10 protein-coding genes are annotated in these 19250 nt (G+C 52.8%); 9 read left to right on the top strand and 1 reads right to left on the bottom strand.

The window, feature by feature from the left end:
- From ACTZWV_RS01725 to ACTZWV_RS01700, 6 genes are all read left to right on the top strand, one after another.
- Positions 1 to 753 carry a 3'-5' exonuclease gene (locus ACTZWV_RS01725; RefSeq protein ID WP_444784882.1) on the top strand — a complete coding sequence of 251 codons (753 nt, stop codon included), beginning with the start codon at positions 1 to 3 and terminating at the stop codon, positions 751 to 753.
- Between the two features lie 66 nt (positions 754 to 819).
- Positions 820 to 1317 carry a DUF4442 domain-containing protein gene (locus tag ACTZWV_RS01720; protein WP_444784881.1) on the top strand — a complete coding sequence of 166 codons (498 nt, stop codon included), beginning with the start codon at positions 820 to 822 and terminating at the stop codon, positions 1315 to 1317.
- A gap of 53 nt (positions 1318 to 1370) precedes the next feature.
- Entirely contained in the window at positions 1371 to 2261 is an 891-nt protein-coding gene (locus ACTZWV_RS01715) for a DMT family transporter (protein ID WP_444784880.1), read from the top strand.
- A 124-nt stretch (positions 2262 to 2385) separates the two neighbouring features.
- Positions 2386 to 3222: a sulfotransferase family protein gene (locus ACTZWV_RS01710; protein ID WP_444784879.1), complete on the top strand. Its 837-nt coding sequence runs from the start codon at positions 2386 to 2388 to the stop codon at positions 3220 to 3222.
- A gap of 12 nt (positions 3223 to 3234) precedes the next feature.
- Positions 3235 to 10122: an Ig-like domain-containing protein gene (locus ACTZWV_RS01705; protein WP_444784878.1), complete on the top strand. Its 6888-nt coding sequence runs from the start codon at positions 3235 to 3237 to the stop codon at positions 10120 to 10122.
- Between the two features lie 116 nt (positions 10123 to 10238).
- Positions 10239 to 11141, top strand: coding sequence for a hypothetical protein (locus ACTZWV_RS01700; RefSeq protein ID WP_444784877.1), 903 nt, complete (start codon positions 10239 to 10241; stop codon positions 11139 to 11141).
- Here ACTZWV_RS01700 and ACTZWV_RS01695 read toward each other — a convergent pair.
- On the bottom strand, positions 11138 to 12817 hold the full coding sequence (locus ACTZWV_RS01695) for a methyl-accepting chemotaxis protein (RefSeq protein ID WP_444784876.1): 1680 nt from the start codon (positions 12815 to 12817) through the stop codon (positions 11138 to 11140). The two genes, ACTZWV_RS01700 and ACTZWV_RS01695, sit on opposite strands and share 4 nt — an antisense overlap.
- A gap of 199 nt (positions 12818 to 13016) precedes the next feature.
- On the opposite strand from ACTZWV_RS01695, the gene ACTZWV_RS01690 reads away from it, so the two are divergent.
- The 3 genes from ACTZWV_RS01690 (at position 13017) to ACTZWV_RS01680 (ending at position 19219) form a co-directional block, all read left to right on the top strand.
- Positions 13017 to 14909, top strand: a complete 1893-nt coding sequence (locus ACTZWV_RS01690; RefSeq protein ID WP_444784875.1) for an alpha-amylase family protein — start codon at positions 13017 to 13019, stop codon at positions 14907 to 14909.
- Between the two features lie 3 nt (positions 14910 to 14912).
- On the top strand, positions 14913 to 17336 hold the full coding sequence (locus ACTZWV_RS01685) for a TIM-barrel domain-containing protein (protein ID WP_444784874.1): 2424 nt from the start codon (positions 14913 to 14915) through the stop codon (positions 17334 to 17336).
- Between the two features lie 224 nt (positions 17337 to 17560).
- On the top strand, positions 17561 to 19219 hold the full coding sequence (locus ACTZWV_RS01680) for a methyl-accepting chemotaxis protein (protein ID WP_444784873.1): 1659 nt from the start codon (positions 17561 to 17563) through the stop codon (positions 19217 to 19219).
- Positions 19220 to 19250 lie beyond the last annotated feature (31 nt).

Genomic DNA, 19250 nt, shown 5'->3' with positions numbered 1-19250 from the left:
ATGCTGTATTTGGGCCCTTCCAAACTGCCACATGCCATCGGCCGGCAAGCAGACCCGGCCATCAGCAACTGGCAACAGTACTATCAGCAGCAGGCTGAACACAGCCAACATGCGCTGCTGCGGCAGTTTTATCAGGCCGGTATGGTGGCCGCCGACACCCCTGTTCGCGACGTGCCCTTGTTGGCATTGGATATTGAAACCACCGGGCTCAACCCTGCCAGCAGCGGTATTGTCAGCATTGGTTTATTGCCAATGGACTTAAACCAGATTTATGCCTCCAGGGCCAGGCAATGGCTGTTAAAACCGCGCTTTGCCCTTAGCGATGAGTCGGTTACGCTGCACCGTATTACCCATTCAGATATTGCACAGGCGCCGGATCTGAGCGAAGTCTTACCACAGTTGTTAGCCTTGATGGCCGGCAAAGTGGTGATAGTGCATTACCGCGGCATAGAACGGCCATTCTTACACGCAGCAATGCAGGCCCGGTTAGGGCAAGGTTGTTACTTTCCTGTGATTGATACTATGGCACTGGAGGCGCGGTTACACCGGCGCAAAACGCTAAGCCTGTGGCAACAACTGCGTGGCAAAAAGCCGGTATCTATCCGCCTGGCAGACAGCCGCTTACGCTATGGCTTACCCTCCTACCGGCCGCACCATGCTGCCACCGATGCGCTGGCCTGTGCCGAGTTATTCCGTGCCCAGCTGGCGGCACGTTTTAGCCCCGACACCCCGATCAGCCAACTGTGGTGTTAGGCCGCCTCTTGCATTTATCGCAGCCAGTTGGCATAGTGCGACAAAGCCACAACAGGTCAGACCACAATGAACCAAATTAAACCCAACAAACTGCAGCGCATCGTTACTAAGTGTTATCGGCTGCCGCAATCGTTGCAGGCCTTTGCGTTAAGCACAGTATTTGGCCGCGTGATTAAATTTGCCGGTACTGCCGGGGTAGAAGTATTAGAGCTAAAAGGTGCGCGCTCGGTGCTGCGGCTGAAAAACCGCAAGAAGGCGCAAAACCATATCGGTTCGGTACACGCTGCCGCCACCGGCTTACTGGCTGAGTCTGCCACCGGCTTTTTAGTCGGTATTCACCTGCCCGACAGCAAGCTGCCGCTGTTAAAGCAAATGCAGATTGACTATATCAAACGCTCGACCGGTGATTTAACCGCCGTAGCCACACTAACCGACGAGCAAATCGCGGCGATGCACAGCGAAGATAAAGGCGAAGTAACAGTAGCGGTAAGCATTACCGACAGCGCCGGTATTGAGCCGGTAAACGCTAAAATGACCTGGGCCTGGATCCCGAAAAAGCGCTGAGCCTGCAAGCAAACTAACGTATAATCCGCGTTTTCTCCGGCGCGGAGCTCACCTTGTCTTACGAATATCTGGCGTTAGCGGCTGCAGCTTGCTGGGCGCTTGGCAGTTTATTGTCGGCGCAAGCCTCTACTCATCTGGGCGCTTTTGCTTTTACCCGCTGGCGTATGCTGTGCGCTGCGCTGATGTTATGGCTGATTGCCGCTGTTAGCGGCGGCTGGGTAACCCTGGCCGTCGACAACCTGAGTGTGCTGGTGCTGTCCGGCCTTATCGGCATCTTTATCGGCGATACCGCGCTGTTTGCAGCGATGAACCGCCTCGGCCCGCGCCGTGCCGGGGTGCTGTTTGCTACTCACGCATTATTTTCTGTGGTACTGGCATATATTTTCCTTGGTGAAACCCAATGGGGCTGGACACTGATCGGCAGCAGCTTGCTGCTTAGCGGTGTAATGACAGCCATATTTTTCGGTAAACGCAAAACCGAACTGCATGCATGGGAAGCCAACCAAAGTCAGCTGAAAAGCGGCGTTGCTTTGGGTTTGCTGGCCGCATTGTGCCAGGCCGTGGCTACGCTAATGCTGAAACCTTTAATGGAAACTGCTATTGACGCCGTCTCTGCCAGCGCCGTGCGCATGACAACCGCCTTTGTGCTGCACCAACTGATCTTTATGTTGGGGTTTAAAGTCGCCCGCGCTTATTTGCCGCTGAACAAAAAAGTGTTTTTACTGGTGCTGGCCAATGCCGCGCTGTCGATGGTGTTGGGCATGACATTAATATTGCAGGCATTAAAATACGGCGACGCCGGTATGGTGGCAATACTGTCATCGGTTAGCCCGGTACTGGTATTGCCGCTGTTATGGCTGGTGTATAAGCGCAGCCCGGCAGCCGGCGCCTGGCTTGGAGCCTTGCTTACAGTAACGGGTACAGCATTAATATTGCTTAAATAAGCAACGCAGCGCGCTCTCACACCAGCCACCGCTTTTTAACTTAACGCAAACTGAATATATTACTTGCGGCTAATGCTTTATTAGCCCAAGATTGCCTAAAATAACTACAGAAATGCGCTTCCTGATGCCGCAAAAGTTTCATTTTATCTCTGGTTTACCACGCTCAGGTTCAACCCTGCTGGCCGGTATTCTCAAACAGAATCCACGTTTTCATGCTGCGATGAGTAGCCCTGTTGCCGGTCTGGTTAACGGTGCCTTAGAGCAGATGGGCGCGGCCAGCGAATCCTATTCGTTTTTTGATGAAGCAAAACGTAAGGCTATTTGCCGGGCCTTGATCGATGCGTACTACGCCGATAAAACCCGGCCGGTGTTGTTCGACACCAATCGCAACTGGACCGCCAGACTGCATCAGTTGGTCGAGTTGTTTGATGATTTTAAAATGATTTGCTGTGTGCGTAACCCTGCCTGGATTATGGACAGCTTTGAAGTGATTTACCGCAAAAACCCGTTTGATTACAGTCGGATGTTTAACGCCGCTAACCGACAAACGGTGTATAGCCGCTGCGATGCGCTGATTAATGCCGGCGGTGCCGTTGGTAGCGCCTGGACCGCACTAAAAGAAGCCTATTATGGCGAATTCTCTGACCGGCTACTGCTGATTGATTACGATATTCTGACCCGACACCCGGCACGCAGCATTGAGTTGCTGTATCAGTTTCTTGGCGAAACACCGTTTAAACACAACTTTGACCAGGTTGATTACGAAGAGAGCGAGTTTGACCAAAAACTCGGCGTTAAAGGTTTGCATTCCGTCAGAAAGAAAGTGGAGTTCAAATCCCGACGTAGCATTTTGCCACCGGATTTATTTACAAAGTATCAGGATATGGATTTCTGGCAAGACAAAACCGGTACCGCCGCCCATATTATCGCGGCAACCAAAACCTCTGACAGTGCCGAATAAAGGATCATAATTATGCATAGCAATATTCTTACCGCTTTATCCGGCCTGATCCTGCCGTTGGCTGGCTATGCCATGCCGGCTGCCAGCGGCAACACTTATCAACGCAGCTACCTTGCTGCCGCCCGACAAACTTCAGCTGCAGATCTTGTATTGCATAACCGTCCGGTAAAGAGCAAGGCTAAGCCAATTACTAATACTACAGTTGATGAACTCCAGTTGGGGCAAGCCAATCCGGTGCAGGAGCTAGTCATTATTGACAGTGCTGTACCAGACAAAGCCGTGCTGTATAAAGCGGCCAAACCGGGCACAGTCATTGTTGAGTTAACCGCTGATACCGATGGTTTACAGCAACTCACTGCTATTTTGCAGCAGTACCGGGGCCTGACGGCACTGCATCTGGTGTCGCATGCAGAACAAGGTGTATTGCTACTGGGTAACAGTCGTATTGATGCAGCACAGTTACAACAAGAATTGACCCTGTTCAGTTCGTTAAATGGTGCGTTAAAACCCGGCGCCGATCTGCTGTTATACGGTTGCAACCTGGCAAAAGGTGATGCCGGCGCTGAGTTTCTCGATATTCTGCAAACTAATACTCAGGCCGATCTTGCCGCGTCAAATAACGTTACCGGTAATCCGGAGCACGGTGGCGATTGGCAACTGGAAATCCAGCGCGGTCAGATTGACACTGAGCTGGTTTTTTCACAAAAAGCACTAAAAGACTTTTCTGCAGTTTTGGCATTAACTGAATACACAGCCCTGAGTATCTATAACAATGCTGGCGGTAGCTATTACAAACAAGCAGAGTTAAGTTCGGCAGATGATAAAGTCATTTTCAGTTCTCCGAGCGGATATGTTACCGCATACAACGCAGGCTCTTTGGGCATAATAACGGCTCTGAACTCGTCAAACAGTTATCTTGGTACACCTCTGCAAGTGAGCACTGACGGTAACATTGCGGCAACTTTCGAACTGCATCAGTTAAAGATGTGCGTGCAACACTACGAAGGAACAGAACAAACCTTAAATCTAACAATCAATGGCTACAATCTGCAAAACAGTAATGTACGCACACACAATTTCGCCATCACGACTCAACGGTGTGACGTCACTGAAGACATTGATACCGTAGATTTATCGGCCATTTTTGGCAGCAACTATGATTTAAGCCGTTTTGTTATCAGTTATGACGGAGCTACACCATCAGAGTACTTTTACTTTAAATCCGTCACTCTGGATAACTTTAAAAGTCCTGTTACTACCCCGATTGTCACCGATGCCCGTATCAGTATTTCCGGCGCCAGCGGTACCGGTGGCGCTTATAAAATTGGCGATACCATCAGTGCAACCTGGAACAATACTGCCGGTGGCGATAATAACGCTGGTATTACCGGTGTTACCGCGGATTTTTCCCAGTTTGGCGGCGGTGCTGCCGTAACGGCCACTAATAACGCCGGCACCTGGACAGCAACCTATACCATCACGGCAGGCGCCATTGATGCTACCAACCGTAATATCAGCGTCACTGCCAGCAATGCTGATGGCCCAACCACCACCGCCGACACCAGCAATGCTAGCGTCGATAACGTGGCACCTGCAGTAACCGATGCGCGGATCAGTATTTCCGGCGGCACCGGCTCTGGCGGAACTTATATTGTCGGCGACACTATCACCGCCAGCTGGAACAATACCGCAGGCGGAGATAACAATAGCGATACCATTAGTGGCGTGACTGTTAATTTCAGTCAGTTTGGTGGCGGTACAGTTGCCGCCAGCAATAGCGCCGGCACCTGGACAGCCACTTACACCATCGTTGCCGGTGCAATAGAAGCCGGTGGCCGTAATATAGCGGTTACTGCGACTGATAACGCCGGCAATACGACAACCACTGCCGATAGCAGCAATGCCGCTGTGGATAATGCCGCCCCTGTTGTCGGTAGTGTTAACGTACCAGCCAATGCTACCTATATTGCAGGACAAAACCTGGATTTTGTGGTTAATATTGCTGCTGTCAGTGATGTCGTAGTAGACACCGCTGGCGGCACGCCGCGCATTGCACTGACTGTCGGCGCCAGCACGCGTTACGCCAGCTACATCTCCGGTTCAGCCTCGCCTTGGTTAACCTTCCGTTATATAGTCCAGCCCGGTGACTTTGATGCTAACGGCATTACTGTCGCGGGTGTAATTGACGCCAATAGCGGTACCTTAACAGACGGTTCGGGCAATAATATGAATCTGACACTGAACAGTGTCGGCAGTACAGCATCTGTGCTGGTGGATGGTATAACGGTACCCGACGCCCCAACCATAGGCACAGCCACTGCTGGTAATGCCCAGGCCAGTGTCACCTTTACTGCTCCTGGCAATAACGGCGGCTCAGCCATTACCACTTATACCGCTACTGCCAGCCCCGGTGGCGCCTCAGGTAATTGTGCCGGCCCTGCAGCTTGCAGCATTAGCGTAAATGGCCTGGATAACGGTACCTCCTACAGCTTTACCGTGACAGCAACCAATATTAAAGGCAATAGCGTTGCTTCTGCGGCCTCTAATGCTGTAATCCCTAAAGCAAATCAAACCATTACCTTTAATAATCCCGGAGCGCAGAACTTTGGCACCACGCCGACATTGACAGCAACGTCATCTGCCGGAGTTGGCTATGCAGTAAGTTTCAGCTCAGCCACTACCGGTGTTTGTACCATTACTACCGGCGGCAGCCTAACCTTTATTAGCGCAGGAAGCTGTACTATTGACGCCGATCAGCCCGGTGATGCTGCCATTAATGCTGCGACGACTGTATCCCGAACCTTCACGGTGAATGCGGTTGCACCCGGAGCGCCTGGCAGCCCGGCAGCAACAGCAGGCGATACTCAGGCCAGCGTTGCCTTTGTAGCGCCGTTGAATAACGGCGGCTCCGCGATTACCAGCTATACGGTAACAACAAATCCGGCGGATGTTGCGCCGGTAAATGGCGCAGCGTCGCCGGTAGTGATTACCGGGTTAACCAACGGCCAGGCCTATACCTTTACTGTCACAGCAAATAACGCAGCAGGCACTGGCCCTGCATCGGCAGCATCCAACTCAATAACGCCGGCTGCTATCCAAACTATTACCTTTGCTAATCCGGGTGCGCAGAACTTTGGTACTACACCAACCCTGACAGCAACGACAGACTCCGGTTTAACGCCTGTATTTACTTCTTCCACACCAACAGTTTGTACTATAACAGCGGCAGGCGCACTGACGTTTGTGACCGCGGGTACCTGTACAATCAATGCCGACCAGGCCGGTAATGGTAGCTACTTGCCTGCTCCGCAAGTAAGCCGGACCTTTACTGTTAATCCGGTAGTACCGGGTACACCCACGGCTGTTGTTGCCACTGCGGCTGATACTGCTGCAAGCATTGCCTTTACCGCCCCGGCGAGTAATGGTGGCGTGAATATTACCGGTTATACAGTTACATCTAACCCCGGCGGCCTTACCGGCGTTGGGGCGGGCTCGCCGGTAGTCGTCAACGGTTTAACTAACGGCACGCCTTATACTTTTACCGTTGCGGCAACTAACAGTGCCGGCACAGGTGCTGCCTCGGCAGCTTCAAATGCTGTTACGCCCAATCCGGCTAATTCTGCACCGCAGATCTCAGGCTCACCGGCCACCAGCGTAGAGCAAGGCGAGGCGTATTTATTTACTCCCACCGCCAACGACATTGATGCCGGCACAACATTACAATTCAGCATTGTTAATAAACCCACCTGGGCCACCTTTGATACAGCAACAGGTACTCTTAGTGGTACACCGGCGCGCGAGCATGTTGGCACCAGCAGCAATATTGTTATTTCGGTCAGCGACGGCAGCCTCAGTGGCAGCCTGGCGGCGTTCAGTATTGAAGTTATATCGGTTAATGCCGCGCCGGTAGCCGTAGATGACAACATTGAACTACCGTTTAGCGCCAACCACACCTATCTGCTGGATGTAGCCGCTAACGATACCGACCCGGACGACGACAGCCTGACCATTACGGCCGCCAAAGCCGGTATTGGTCTGGTCAGTGTGCAGAGCAATAAACTGTTGTTTACTGCCCCGGACAATTTCAGCGGTACCGCCTCTTTCAGCTATAGCATCAGCGATGGCGAGCTAAGCGATATGGCGCAGGTAACATTGCAAATTGCAGGCAGTAACCCGGATGCACCGGTTATTACCGCACCGGATGATTTAATCGTCAATGCTACCGGCCTGTTTACCAAAGTAAATGTGGGGGTGGCCACCGCAGTTGATGTTGCAGGCAACCGGCTGGCAGTATCTTTGGTTAACGGCTTACCGATGTTTGCAGCCGGCAGCCGCGAACTGTACTGGCGGGCAACCGATGCCAGCGGTCTGAGCAGCACTGTCACCCAGTTATTACAGGTAAACCCTTTAGTCTCGTTAAGCAAACCGCAAACCGTGATTAACAACAGCACAGTTACAGTAGAGGTGATACTGAATGGCCAGGCACCGGTTTACCCGCTGGAGGTAGCTTACACTGTCAGCGGCTCTGCCGATGCCCTGACCGAGCATGATCTGGCAGCAGGCTCGGTACAGATTAACTCCGGGCTGCGCGCCAGCTTCAGCTTTAACCTGTTTGCTGATTTAAGCAGCGTGGCAGAAAAAGATATTGTGATTACACTGGATAATGGCCTGAACCTTGGTGCCAATGCCAGTACTACCATTAGCGTTACCGAAGCCAACCTGGCGCCCGTGGTCGTATTGGATGCACAGCAACAGGGCGAAAACCGGCTGACACTAAGTAAAGCCGGTGGCGTAGCAACCATTACCGCGCAGGTTAGCGATCCTAACCCGGGTGACAGTACCGGCCTGCAATGGCAAGCTGATGCGGCGCTGACTAATATCTCCGGCGATGCGATGCAGTTTGTGTTTGACCCTGCAGGCCTGGCTACCGGTGTCTATCGCATTGCGCTGACAGCCACTGATGATGCCGCTGCGCCGCTGAACAGCACCACCGAAATTTATCTGCTGGTGCAGGACAGCTTGCCGCTGCTGGATGACAGCGACAGTAACAACAATCTGATCTCTGACCAGGCAGAGGGTTTTGGCGACAGTAACAGCAATGGTATTCCTGACTATCTGGATCCGGGGTTTGACTGCAACGTCATTCCGGAACAACTGGCCAACGTTGTGCAGTTTGTCGCTGAAGGTGAGCCCGGTATCTGCCTGCGTAAAGGTACAACGGCAGCACTGAGCAATTCCGGTGGTATTCAGCTGACAACTGCAGACCAGCAAGCTCTGGAACCGGATATGCTGGCCACGAATATCGGCGGCAGCTTCGACTTTATGTTGCATAGCTTGCCTGTTGCCGGTGCCAGTTATCGTCTGGTATTGCCGCAGCGCCAGCCGGTGCCGCAAAATGCGGTTTACCGTAAATTTACTCAAGCCAATGGCTGGAGCAACTTTGTGCAGAATGAGCGCAATCAGTTGTTTAGTGCTGCCGGTGAACCGGGTTTCTGCCCTCCGCCGGGCGACAGCAGCTGGCAGAATGGCTTAACCGCCGGCCACTGGTGTGTGCAGTTACAGATAGAAGACGGCGGCGCTAACGATGCTGACGGCCTGGCCAACAGTACCATTGTTGACCCGGGCGGTGTGGCCGTTATCCTCAATGGTAACCAGTTACCTGTAGCCGCAGACGACAGCTACTCGGTACAGTGGAACCAAAGCCATACGCTGGACGTGCTGCAAAACGACACCGATGCAGATGGTGATACGCTGAGCATTAACCAGGCCTCTGCCGCATTCGGCAGTGTCAGTATCAGTGATGATGGCCTGACGCTGCTATATACTCCGGCACAGGATTTTGTTGGTACTGACACCTTAAGTTACGGCGTCAGCGATGCTAACAACGGCAGTGCCAGTGCAACGGTTACTGTAGAGGTGTATTATAACCGGCCTCCTGTCGTGGCCAATGCTACGGCCAATACCAATGACAAAACCGCTATCGATATTGATGTACTGGCCAATGCCAGCGATCCGGATGGCGATGCGCTTGTTATCAGCAGCGCCAGCGCACAACACGGCACGGTAACAATCACTGCAGCGCAAACCCTGCGTTATACGCCACAGCCGGGTTTCTCCGGTACAGATACCGTCAGCTTTACCGTCAGCGATAACCGTGGCGGCAGTGTTAACGGCGAAGTGCTCATCAGTGTCACTGCATATGAGGTCATAACCGTGGTAAATAAATCGTCCGGCGGTGCCGCCAATGGCTGGCCGCTGCTGTTGCTGGCCTGTTTGGTGATGCTTCGCCAACGCCAAATACTGCTGAAAACGTTATTGATGTTAGTGGCAACGCTGAGCTTTAGTGCCAGCGCTAACTGGTCTGTTGATGCATTTTTCGGCAAAAGCACTACGAAACAATCAACTACGGAGATCCGCAGCCAACTGCCGGCTGAAGCCGAATTGCTGCAATACGATAATAGCGGCAGAAGCTGGGCGCTGGGCCTGAGCTACTACTTCACGCCGCGGCTGGCAATACAGGCGCATTACGTGGATTTAGGTGATGCCAGTGTCAGCATGCGTGGCGAGACGCTCACTCCGGAAGCGTTCCACCGCAGCGTATCAGACATAGGCCCTATGCTGGCCAAAGGTGTGCGCAGCGGCCTTAATTACCATGTATGGCAGCATGCCGGCTGGTCGGCAACGGTGCAAGCCGGCGTGTTTGCCTGGAACAGCGAAACCCACAGCAGCGCCGGCGATAATTTTATCCGCTATAAAGTAAGCGACACCGACATTTACTGGGCGCTTGGCGCAGGTTATGCGTTGGACCAACATATAACCCTGCGCACGACATTTACCCGCTACCATCTGGAAGGGAATAAGGCTGATAATATTATGCTTGGCGTCAGTTATAACTTTTAATCAGCATTAAGGCGCCTGCGGGCGCCTTTACTTTCGTCGCGCCGCTTTCACTGCATGGTGAAATGGTTAATACTGGCGTAAGCCTGAGCCCGCCATGCTGTTAACCGGAGGCCGCCATGAAGCCACTTAGCAAATATTTAAGCAAACTCAGCCCTGCACAGCGCATCTTGGCGTTATTACTTTGTCTGTTGCTGTTGGCGGCCGGTATTTACACTGGCCTGCTGCAACAACGGGCGGTAAACCCGCTACTTGCACCGCTGGATGACAGAGCCACTGCTGCGCTGCAGCGCAGCCTGGTGTTGAGCAGCGCCTCTTTTGCTACTGCGCGCTTAATTGACCGCGGCATTGCCTTTGTGTCGGAGGCCGAAGTCGGCGTCGGGGTTGCCAGTGTTAAACCCGGCCAGTTATTAAAGCCGCTACAAGATATGGCCGTGCGATACTCTGATCTAATGGTATTGGCGATGACATCCATTGGCCTGCAGCTGTTTTTACTTGAGTTCGGTAAATTAGCGGCCCTGCCGTTATTTGGCTGCGGTATTTTACTGTCTGCTGTATTGCTGTTGCTGGGGCCTGCCGGCTGGCGCACCAGCTGCAGCCAGTTATTGCGTATTTTTATTGCCCTGCTGTTGGTGATCCGTATTGGTGTGCCACTGGCCGCTTTTGGTGTGGCTGAACTGTCAGACTGGGTATTAGAGCCGCAGCGTATTGCCGCCGAGGCCGCACTGAGTGGTGAAACCGCCGCGCTGCAGCGGGTAGATCAGCCGCTGCAAAATGCCGATGAAGGCTCATTCAGTTGGTTACGTCAGATGGCAGCGCAGGCGAATGATATGTTTGCCGCGGTTAAAAGCTTCTCCGACACCATGGTAGAAAAGCTGATCCAGCTGATAGTGGTATACAGCTTACAAACGCTGATATTTCCACTGTTATCGCTGTGGCTGTTATGGCATCTGGGGCGCTGGTTTGTACGCCGGCCACTGCCGGCAGTGCCGGCGGCAACCAGCACGGTTGCTGCAGCTTAAACGCGAAAGCGCTGTACCAAAGCACTTAAACGCTGTTCTATGCCGCCCAGCTCATCGGTCGATTTGGCCAGTTCAGAGGCGTTATTTGCTGCCTGGTCGGCCAGCTGGGCAATTTCATGAATACTGCGGCTGATATCTGCCGCCACAGCAGTTTGCTGCTCTGCCGCCGTGGCAATTTGAATATTCATCTGGGTAATGGTGCTAACCGATTTGGTAATGGTTTGCAGCGATTCACTGGCTTTATCGGCCTGGGCTACCGTTTGCACTGACTGCTCCTTGCCGCGCTGCATTACCAATACCGCATCTTTGGTGCCCTGTTGGAACACATCTATCATCTGCTGAATTTCATTGGTGCTTTGCTGGGTACGGGTAGCCAGGGTGCGTACTTCGTCGGCGACAACAGCAAAGCCGCGGCCCTGCTCACCGGCGCGTGCGGCTTCTATTGCCGCGTTCAAGGCCAGCAGGTTGGTTTGCTCGGCAATACCGCGAATTACATTCACCACTGAGCCAATCTGGTCGGCGTTAGCGCCGAGTTTCTCAATCGCATCGCCGGCACGGTTCACATCTTCGGCCAACTTATTAATCGAGCTGATGGTAAGCGATACACTGTGCTGGCCACCTACCGCTTCTTTATCGGCGTCCTGAGCGGCACCGGCAGCTAAACCGGCACTGCTGGCCACTTCCTGCACTGCTGTCGACATCTGATACACCGCGGCGGCGACCTGGGTGGTTTCGGCTTTTTGCGTGCCGGCATCCTGATCAGTTAAATGCACAATCTGCTGCATAGTACTGGCCGAATGGCTCAGCGCCAACACCGCTTGTTTTACTTCGCTAACCAGTTGCTGAATTTTTTGCGCAAACTCATTAAAGCCACGTGCCACTTCGCCTACTTCATCTGCTGTTTCTATCTGCAGCCGTTGGGTTAAATCCCCCTCGCCCCGGCCAATATTAATCAGCGCCGCTGAGGCTTTTTGCAGCGGCGATACCACTAAATTTGCCACAAATAACGCCAGCAACACCACCAACACCAGCAGCACTATAGCACCGCCGATAATCATCAGCAGCGTATCGCGGATGCGCTCGCTGATTTGTGCCTCCTGCTCTGCTACCCGGCGGTCAATATCATCAATATAAAAGCCCGAGCCTAACACCCAGCGGTTGTTATACAGCGGGGCAGCATAGCCCAGCTTGGGGGTTAAGCCGCCACGGGTTTTCTCATCCCACATATAAGTAACAAAGCCACCGCCTTTTTTGCCGGCGTCAATTAACTCGCGGATCAAATAAATACCATTCGGGTCCTGCAGGCTCATTAAATTACGCCCTTCCAGCGCAGCATTAGAGCCGTGCACTATATTCACGCCGTCCATATCATAAACAAACATATAGCCGTCATCGCTGAACTTCATCGCGCGGATCACCGCTTTTGCAGCCTCCAGTTGTTCGGCTGCGGGCGCACCACTACCGAAATAGGGTGCAACGGCTGTTACCGCAATGGCCACATGGTGTTGCAGCGCCGTTTGCTTCTCTGCCATCATATCGGCGCGAAACTGCACCACTTCTTCTTCGCCCATGGCGCGCATTTGGCTGTAAATCAGCAACATCAGCGCCAGCACTACCGTCACCATCGGCAATACCGCCAGCAGCAGCATTTTGTTTTTCAGCGTAAAATTGAACATCGGCAGGCTCCGCAAAATGGCGACAACAAATTGATTCTGTTACAGCATAGTGTAAATCATAGGTAAATAAAGCCGGCTACGACCTTAGTCGCGTATAGCAGAAGCACCGTTGCTGCATACGTATGCACCAAAAAAAGGCAGGCCGGCGCGAATAATCCCGGTTACTTTAAGCGACAAGAAAACCAGACAGGGTAGATATATGTGTAAAAAAACCTTAATACTGATGCTAAGCGTTGCCAGCGCTGTGTTGCTGGCCTGCAGCAAAGCACCGGAGCCGGCCATGCCAACCGACACACAACCATCAGCCGTCAGCAGCAACCAGGTCGATAACAAAATAGTGGTGTATCAGGTATTTACCCGTTTATTTGGTAATCAAAACAACACTAACAAGCCGTGGGGCACAGCGGAAGAAAATGGCGTTGGTAAGTTTGCCGACTTCACACCACAGGCGCTTAGCGCCATTAAAGCCATGGGCGTCAGCCATATCTGGTATACCGGGGTGCCACACCACGCCTTGGTGCGTGACTACAGCGCTTACGGCATCAGTAATGACGACCCGGACGTGATTAAAGGCCGCGCCGGCTCACCTTATGCGGTAAAAGATTACTATAACGTTAACCCCGACTTAGCCACAGATCCGGCCAACCGCTTAGCCGAATTTGAAGCCTTAATTGCCCGCACTCATCAACATGATATGAAAGTGCTGATTGATATAGTGCCAAACCATGTGGCACGTTCGTATCAGTCGCTAACCAATCCGGGCAGTGTTACTGATTTTGGCGCCAACGATAAAACCAGTGTTGAGTACCAACGCGACAATAACTTTTACTATGTGCCAGGTAGCGCCTTTAGCGTGCCACAGTGGCCGGCAGACTATAAAGTATTAGGCGGTGATGCTCATCCGCTGGCCGACGGCCATTTTGCCGAGTATCCGGCCAAATGGACCGGCAATGGCGCCCGCGCCGCACAGCCGGCGTTTGATGACTGGTACGAAACAGTAAAGATTAACTATGGTGTAAAGCCAGACGGCAGTTACGACTTTGACACCCTACCCAACGACTACGCCGACAAAGACTGGCCGGCGCATTACGCCTTTTGGCAGGGCAAAGATGTGCCTGACTCCTGGCGTAAGTTTCGCGATATTACCCAATACTGGTTGGCGAAGGGCGTGGATGGCTTTCGTTACGATATGGCCGAGATGGTACCGGTAGAATTCTGGAGCTATTTAAACGCCCATATTAAACATACCAACCCGGCCGCCTTTTTGCTGGCCGAGGTGTATCAGCCGCATTTATACCGCGACTATATTAAACTTGGCAAAATGGATTACCTGTACGACAAGGTCGAGTTTTACGACAGCTTAAAACTGGTGATGCAGGGCAAGGGCCCTACGTCTGCGTTAGTAGAAACCCAACAGCGGATGGCCGATATTGAGCACCATATGCTGCACTTTTTAGAAAACCACGACGAGCAACGTATTGCCGCCCCCGAATTTGCCGGCGACGCGCGCAAAGGCATGCCGGCAATGGTGGTATCTGCCACCATCAGCACCTCACCTACTATGCTGTATTTTGGCCAGGATGTCGGCGAGCCGGGTGCCGGTGACGCCGGTTTTGGTAAAGCCAGCCGTACGACTATTTTTGACTACTGGGGTGTACCGCAGCACCAGAAATGGATGAACGCTGGCAAGTTTGATGGCGGTGGCTTAACTGCTGACGAGCTGGCATTACATAACTTTTATAAAACTTTGCTTAGCTTTACCGCCGGCGCGCCGGCGCTGATGGGTGAATATACTGAATTACATAGTGTTAATCTGGCAGCCGGCACCGCCTACAGCGAGCAACAACTGGCGTTTGCCCGCTACAGTGCAGAGCAAAAACTGCTGATTGTCAGCCAGTTTAACAGCGACAACAGCGTTAATTTTGCCTTAACCGTACCCGCAGAGCTGATCAGCAAATGGCAGCTGACCGATGGCCAATACCGGCTTAGCGATAAGCTAAACGGCGGCGAAAACAGTCTGATAGTTAAAGACGGCGTCGGCACCGTAACTCTGCAACTGGCACCGTTAGCCTCGGTAATTCTGGAGCTGTAATTTATGCGCTTATTTATGCTGTTACTTGCCGTTTTTTTTTCTGCCGCCACCTTTGCCGCGCAGTATCAGGCACATCAGCTCGATGGCAATAGCCTGCTGATCCAAACCGAAGAGGGCAAGCTTAGCCTGACATTTTACCAAAGCGATGTAGTAGAAGCCTTCTACCAGGCCGACGGCGTTAAACAGCTGCCGTCATTTTCCATTAGCCAGCAAAGCGAACCGCAGCAGTTACGCCTGACAGAAACTGCAGAGGCGTTAACGCTGGGTTCGGCCAGTTTAACGGTAAAAATTAATAAAGCCCCACTGCAGCTAAGCTATTACTATCAGGGCAAGTTACTGCTGGCCGAAGAGCAAGGTTATTTTCAACAGCAACCGCCGCAGCAGCACGGCTTTCGCTTTGTCCTGAGTAAAGATGAAAAACTGCTCGGTGGCGGCCAGCGCGTGCTGGGTATGGACAGACGCGGGCAGAAATTCCCGCTGTATAACAAAGCACATTATGGCTACAGCACAGAGTCCAGCCAGATGTACCTTAGCCTGCCGGCGGTAATGTCGAGCAATAAGTATCTGTTGTTATTTGATAACTCCGCTAAAGGTGAAGCCGATTTAGGCCATACCGAGCCGGATATTATGCAGTTTAGCGCTGAAGGAGGCCGTAGCAGTTATGTGGTTGTTGCAGGTGACAGCTATCCGCAGCTGATAGACAACTACACTGCCCTCACCGGCCGTCAGCCACTGCCGGCGCGCTGGACCTTAGGCAACTATGCCTCGCGCTTTGGTTACCGTAACGAGGCCGAAGCCCGCGCCGTAGTACAAAAGTTTCGCCAGCTTAAACTGCCGCTCGATGCCCTGGTGCTGGATTTATACTGGTTCGGGCCGGATATTCAGGGCCATATGGGCAACCTGGCCTGGGATAACAATGCCTTCCCGCAACCGGAACAAATGCTGGCCGATCTGAAAGCCGATGGCATCAATACCATTTTAGTCACCGAGCCCTTTGTGCTAACCAGCTCTAAGCGCTGGCAAGAAGCGGTAGCGGCCGGCGCCATAGCAGCAGGCCCGGATGGCAAACCAAAAACCTTTGATTTTTACTTTGGTAACACCGGCTTAATTGATGTATTTAGCGCGCAAGGCCAAAGCTGGTTCTGGCAAATTTATAAGGGCCTGGCAGAGCAAGGCGTAGCCGGCGTATGGGGTGATTTAGGCGAGCCGGAAGTGCACCCGGACGATACCGTGCATGCCATCGGCATGGCCAACGAGGTACACAACGCTTACGGTCATCAATGGGCCGATATGGTGTACAGCGGCATGCGCCGCGATTTCCCAGAACAAAGACCCTTTATTATGATGCGCGCCGGTGCGCCGGGCAGCCAGCGTTTTGGTATGGTGCCCTGGACCGGAGATGTCGAGCGCAGCTGGGGCGGATTAAAACCGCAGGTAGAACTGGCGCTAAGCATGGGGCTGTTTGGTTTTGGTTATATTCACTCTGATTTAGGCGGCTTTGCCGGTGGCGAGCAGTTTGATAAAGAACTGTATATCCGCTGGCTGCAGTACGGCGTGTTCCAGCCGGTATACCGGCCGCATGCCCAGGAGCATATTGCGCCGGAAATGGTGTTTCACGATGCCGATACCATCGAAACCTTGCGCCCCTGGCTGAATTTACGTTATCAGTTGCTGCCATATAATTACACCCTGGCGTATCAAAACAGCCTAACCGGCATGCCGTTAATGCGGCCCTTGTTTTTTTATAAAGACAGTTTTTCAGACGAGCAAAACCCGGCGCTGATGGATGAGAAAAACAGCTACTTCTGGGGTGACGCTTTTTTAGTCGCGCCGGTCACCGAACCCGGTGTCACGTCATGGCCGGTGCAACTGCCTGGTGGCGTTTGGTTTGATTACTTCAACGGCACCCGCTACGAAGGCAGTAACAAAGTCGAGGTGCCGGTAACGCTGGACACTATCCCGGTGCTGGTAAAAGCCGGTAGCTTTGTGCCAATGGCGGAACTGGTGCAAAGCACGCGCGATTACAAAAGTAACAAGCTGACGCTGCATTACTATGCCGATAGCAGCGTGGACTGCGCTAAAGGCGAGATGTATGAAGACGATGGCAAAACGCCGGATGCGATAGCCAAAGGTGAGTTTGAGCTGCTGAACTTCTATTATCTGCAGCAGGATGGCGAGCAGCAATTTGAACTGCGCCGCAGCGGCGACTATGCCGGTAAGCCGGACAGCCGCGAGTTGACGCTGGTAGTGCATAACCAAAGCGCGACACCCAAGCATATCAGTATCGATGGTCAGTACCTGCAGTTGGTGCCGCAGCAAGCCCGCTTTAACCGCATGCACAATGTAGCCTGGTACGACAAAGCCGCTAAGCAGCTGCATGTAAAACTGCACTGGCAGGCAGATAAGCAGCAGATCCTGATCCGCTAATCCGTACAACAGCAATACCCTCCAGACTTCGGCACTGCAGCAGCAAATGGCTGCAGTGCCGCACGACTTTCCGGACCGGTTATAACCGGCCGACATTGGCAATATGCGGTGGTAAATGTAAAAGAAATCAAAACCTTGCAAATAGAATAAATAGCAGCTTTACTTGTTAACTCTGCCTGCGCGCCAGCCTGAGCAGCTATCATTCAGTTAACAGAGGCCAGCCAATGCAAACCTTATCGATTAAACAAAAAATTATGGTTTTAGCGACCATCCCGGTAATTTTGCTAACGCTGGTGCTCACCTGGCAATCTATCCGCCAAGCCAATGCCATTGCACAAATGAGCGTGCAACAACTGGAAGCTTCACTGTTTGCCGAGCGCCGATCACAACTGGATGCTTTTCTTGAGCTGGCGATCAGCGCCACAGCATCAGCCGGCACGGACGAAGCACGCAAACAGATCCTGCGCCAGCTGCGTTACGAGCAGGGCAACAATTACTTTTTCGTTTACAACACAGCAGGGGTGCAGATAGTCAGCGCTGACAATCCGGCAAGGGAAGGACAGAACTTTTACCAAAGCAGCACCCCGGATGGCCGCTATCTGGTACAGGATTATATTAAAGCCGCGCAAAGCGGCGGTGGCTATGTGGAATACAGCTGGCCACGCGTTGGCAGCAGCGTTGCCTCACCTAAGCTCGCCAAAGCCGTGCTGTTGCCGGGCACCGACTGGGTGCTGGCCACCGGCTTTTATATTGATGATTTACAGCAGCAGTTAACCGCCCTGGAGCAACAAAGCAACAATGAAGTAAAAAGCGGTATTATCCGGTTGGTGCTTATTGCTTTGCTGTTGCTGGCGCTGATCATTGCGCTGGGTTATACACTGGCACGTAGCATCCTTACGCCTTTGGCCCAGGCCGTACAAGCGATGAAAGACATTGCCCAGGGTGATGGCGATTTAACCCGTCGGCTGGACGATCAGGGGCATGAACTGGGCGAATTAGCCAACGCATTTAATGCATTCGCAGCGCAGGTCGCGACCCTGGTCGACAATGTACGCAGCTCGGTAAACAGCTTAAGCCAGTCTGGTGAGCAGTTATCCGGTCTTATGCAACAAGCTGAACAGGGTGTGCAGCGCCAGCATAGCGAAAGTGATCAGGTTGCCACGGCCATGCATGAAATGGCCACCACAGCACAGGATGTCGCCAGCAGCGCCAGTAACGCTGCGCACGCCGCCAATGATGCTGACCGTCAGGTACACCAGGCTGCGCTAACCCTGCAAAGTGCCATTGAGGTGATCCACGGCTTGGAGCGGCTGGTGCAAACCGGTGTCGATGTTATCGGCAGGGTCGGCAGTGAGTCGCAAAATATCGGCGGTGTGGTAGAAGTGATCCGTGGCATTGCCGAGCAAACCAACCTGCTGGCGCTAAATGCCGCTATCGAGGCAGCCAGGGCTGGCGAGCAGGGCCGCGGTTTTGCCGTGGTTGCTGATGAAGTACGTACCCTGGCTGCCAGAACAGCAACCAGCACCCAGGAAATTAACAACATGATTGGCCGCTTGCAACTTGGCGCTAAGGAAGCGGTCAATGCCATTAATCAAATCAAAGATGGCAGCAGCCATACCGTCAGCGAAGCATCAAAAGTCGACAAAGCATTGCACGAAATCCAAAATGCCGTCAGCACCATTAACGATATGAACAATCAAATAGCCAGCGCTGCCGAAGAGCAAACCACAGTGTCTGAAACCATCAACCAGAACGTACATACTATTGTCGAAATTGCGCAGGAAACAGCAGACGGCACCGGCAAGGCTGCCAGTATCAGTGAGCAACTGGTGATGTTGGCAAGCGGATTGGAGCAGCTGATTTCACGCTATAAAACCCGATAATATTAATAGCCGGTCGCCGGCTGTTACTTCT

The sequence above is a fragment of the Rheinheimera sp. NSM genome, assembly GCF_052380015.1.
Classification (GTDB): domain Bacteria; phylum Pseudomonadota; class Gammaproteobacteria; order Enterobacterales; family Alteromonadaceae; genus Alishewanella.
This window is presented reverse-complemented; position numbering and strand designations above follow the sequence as displayed.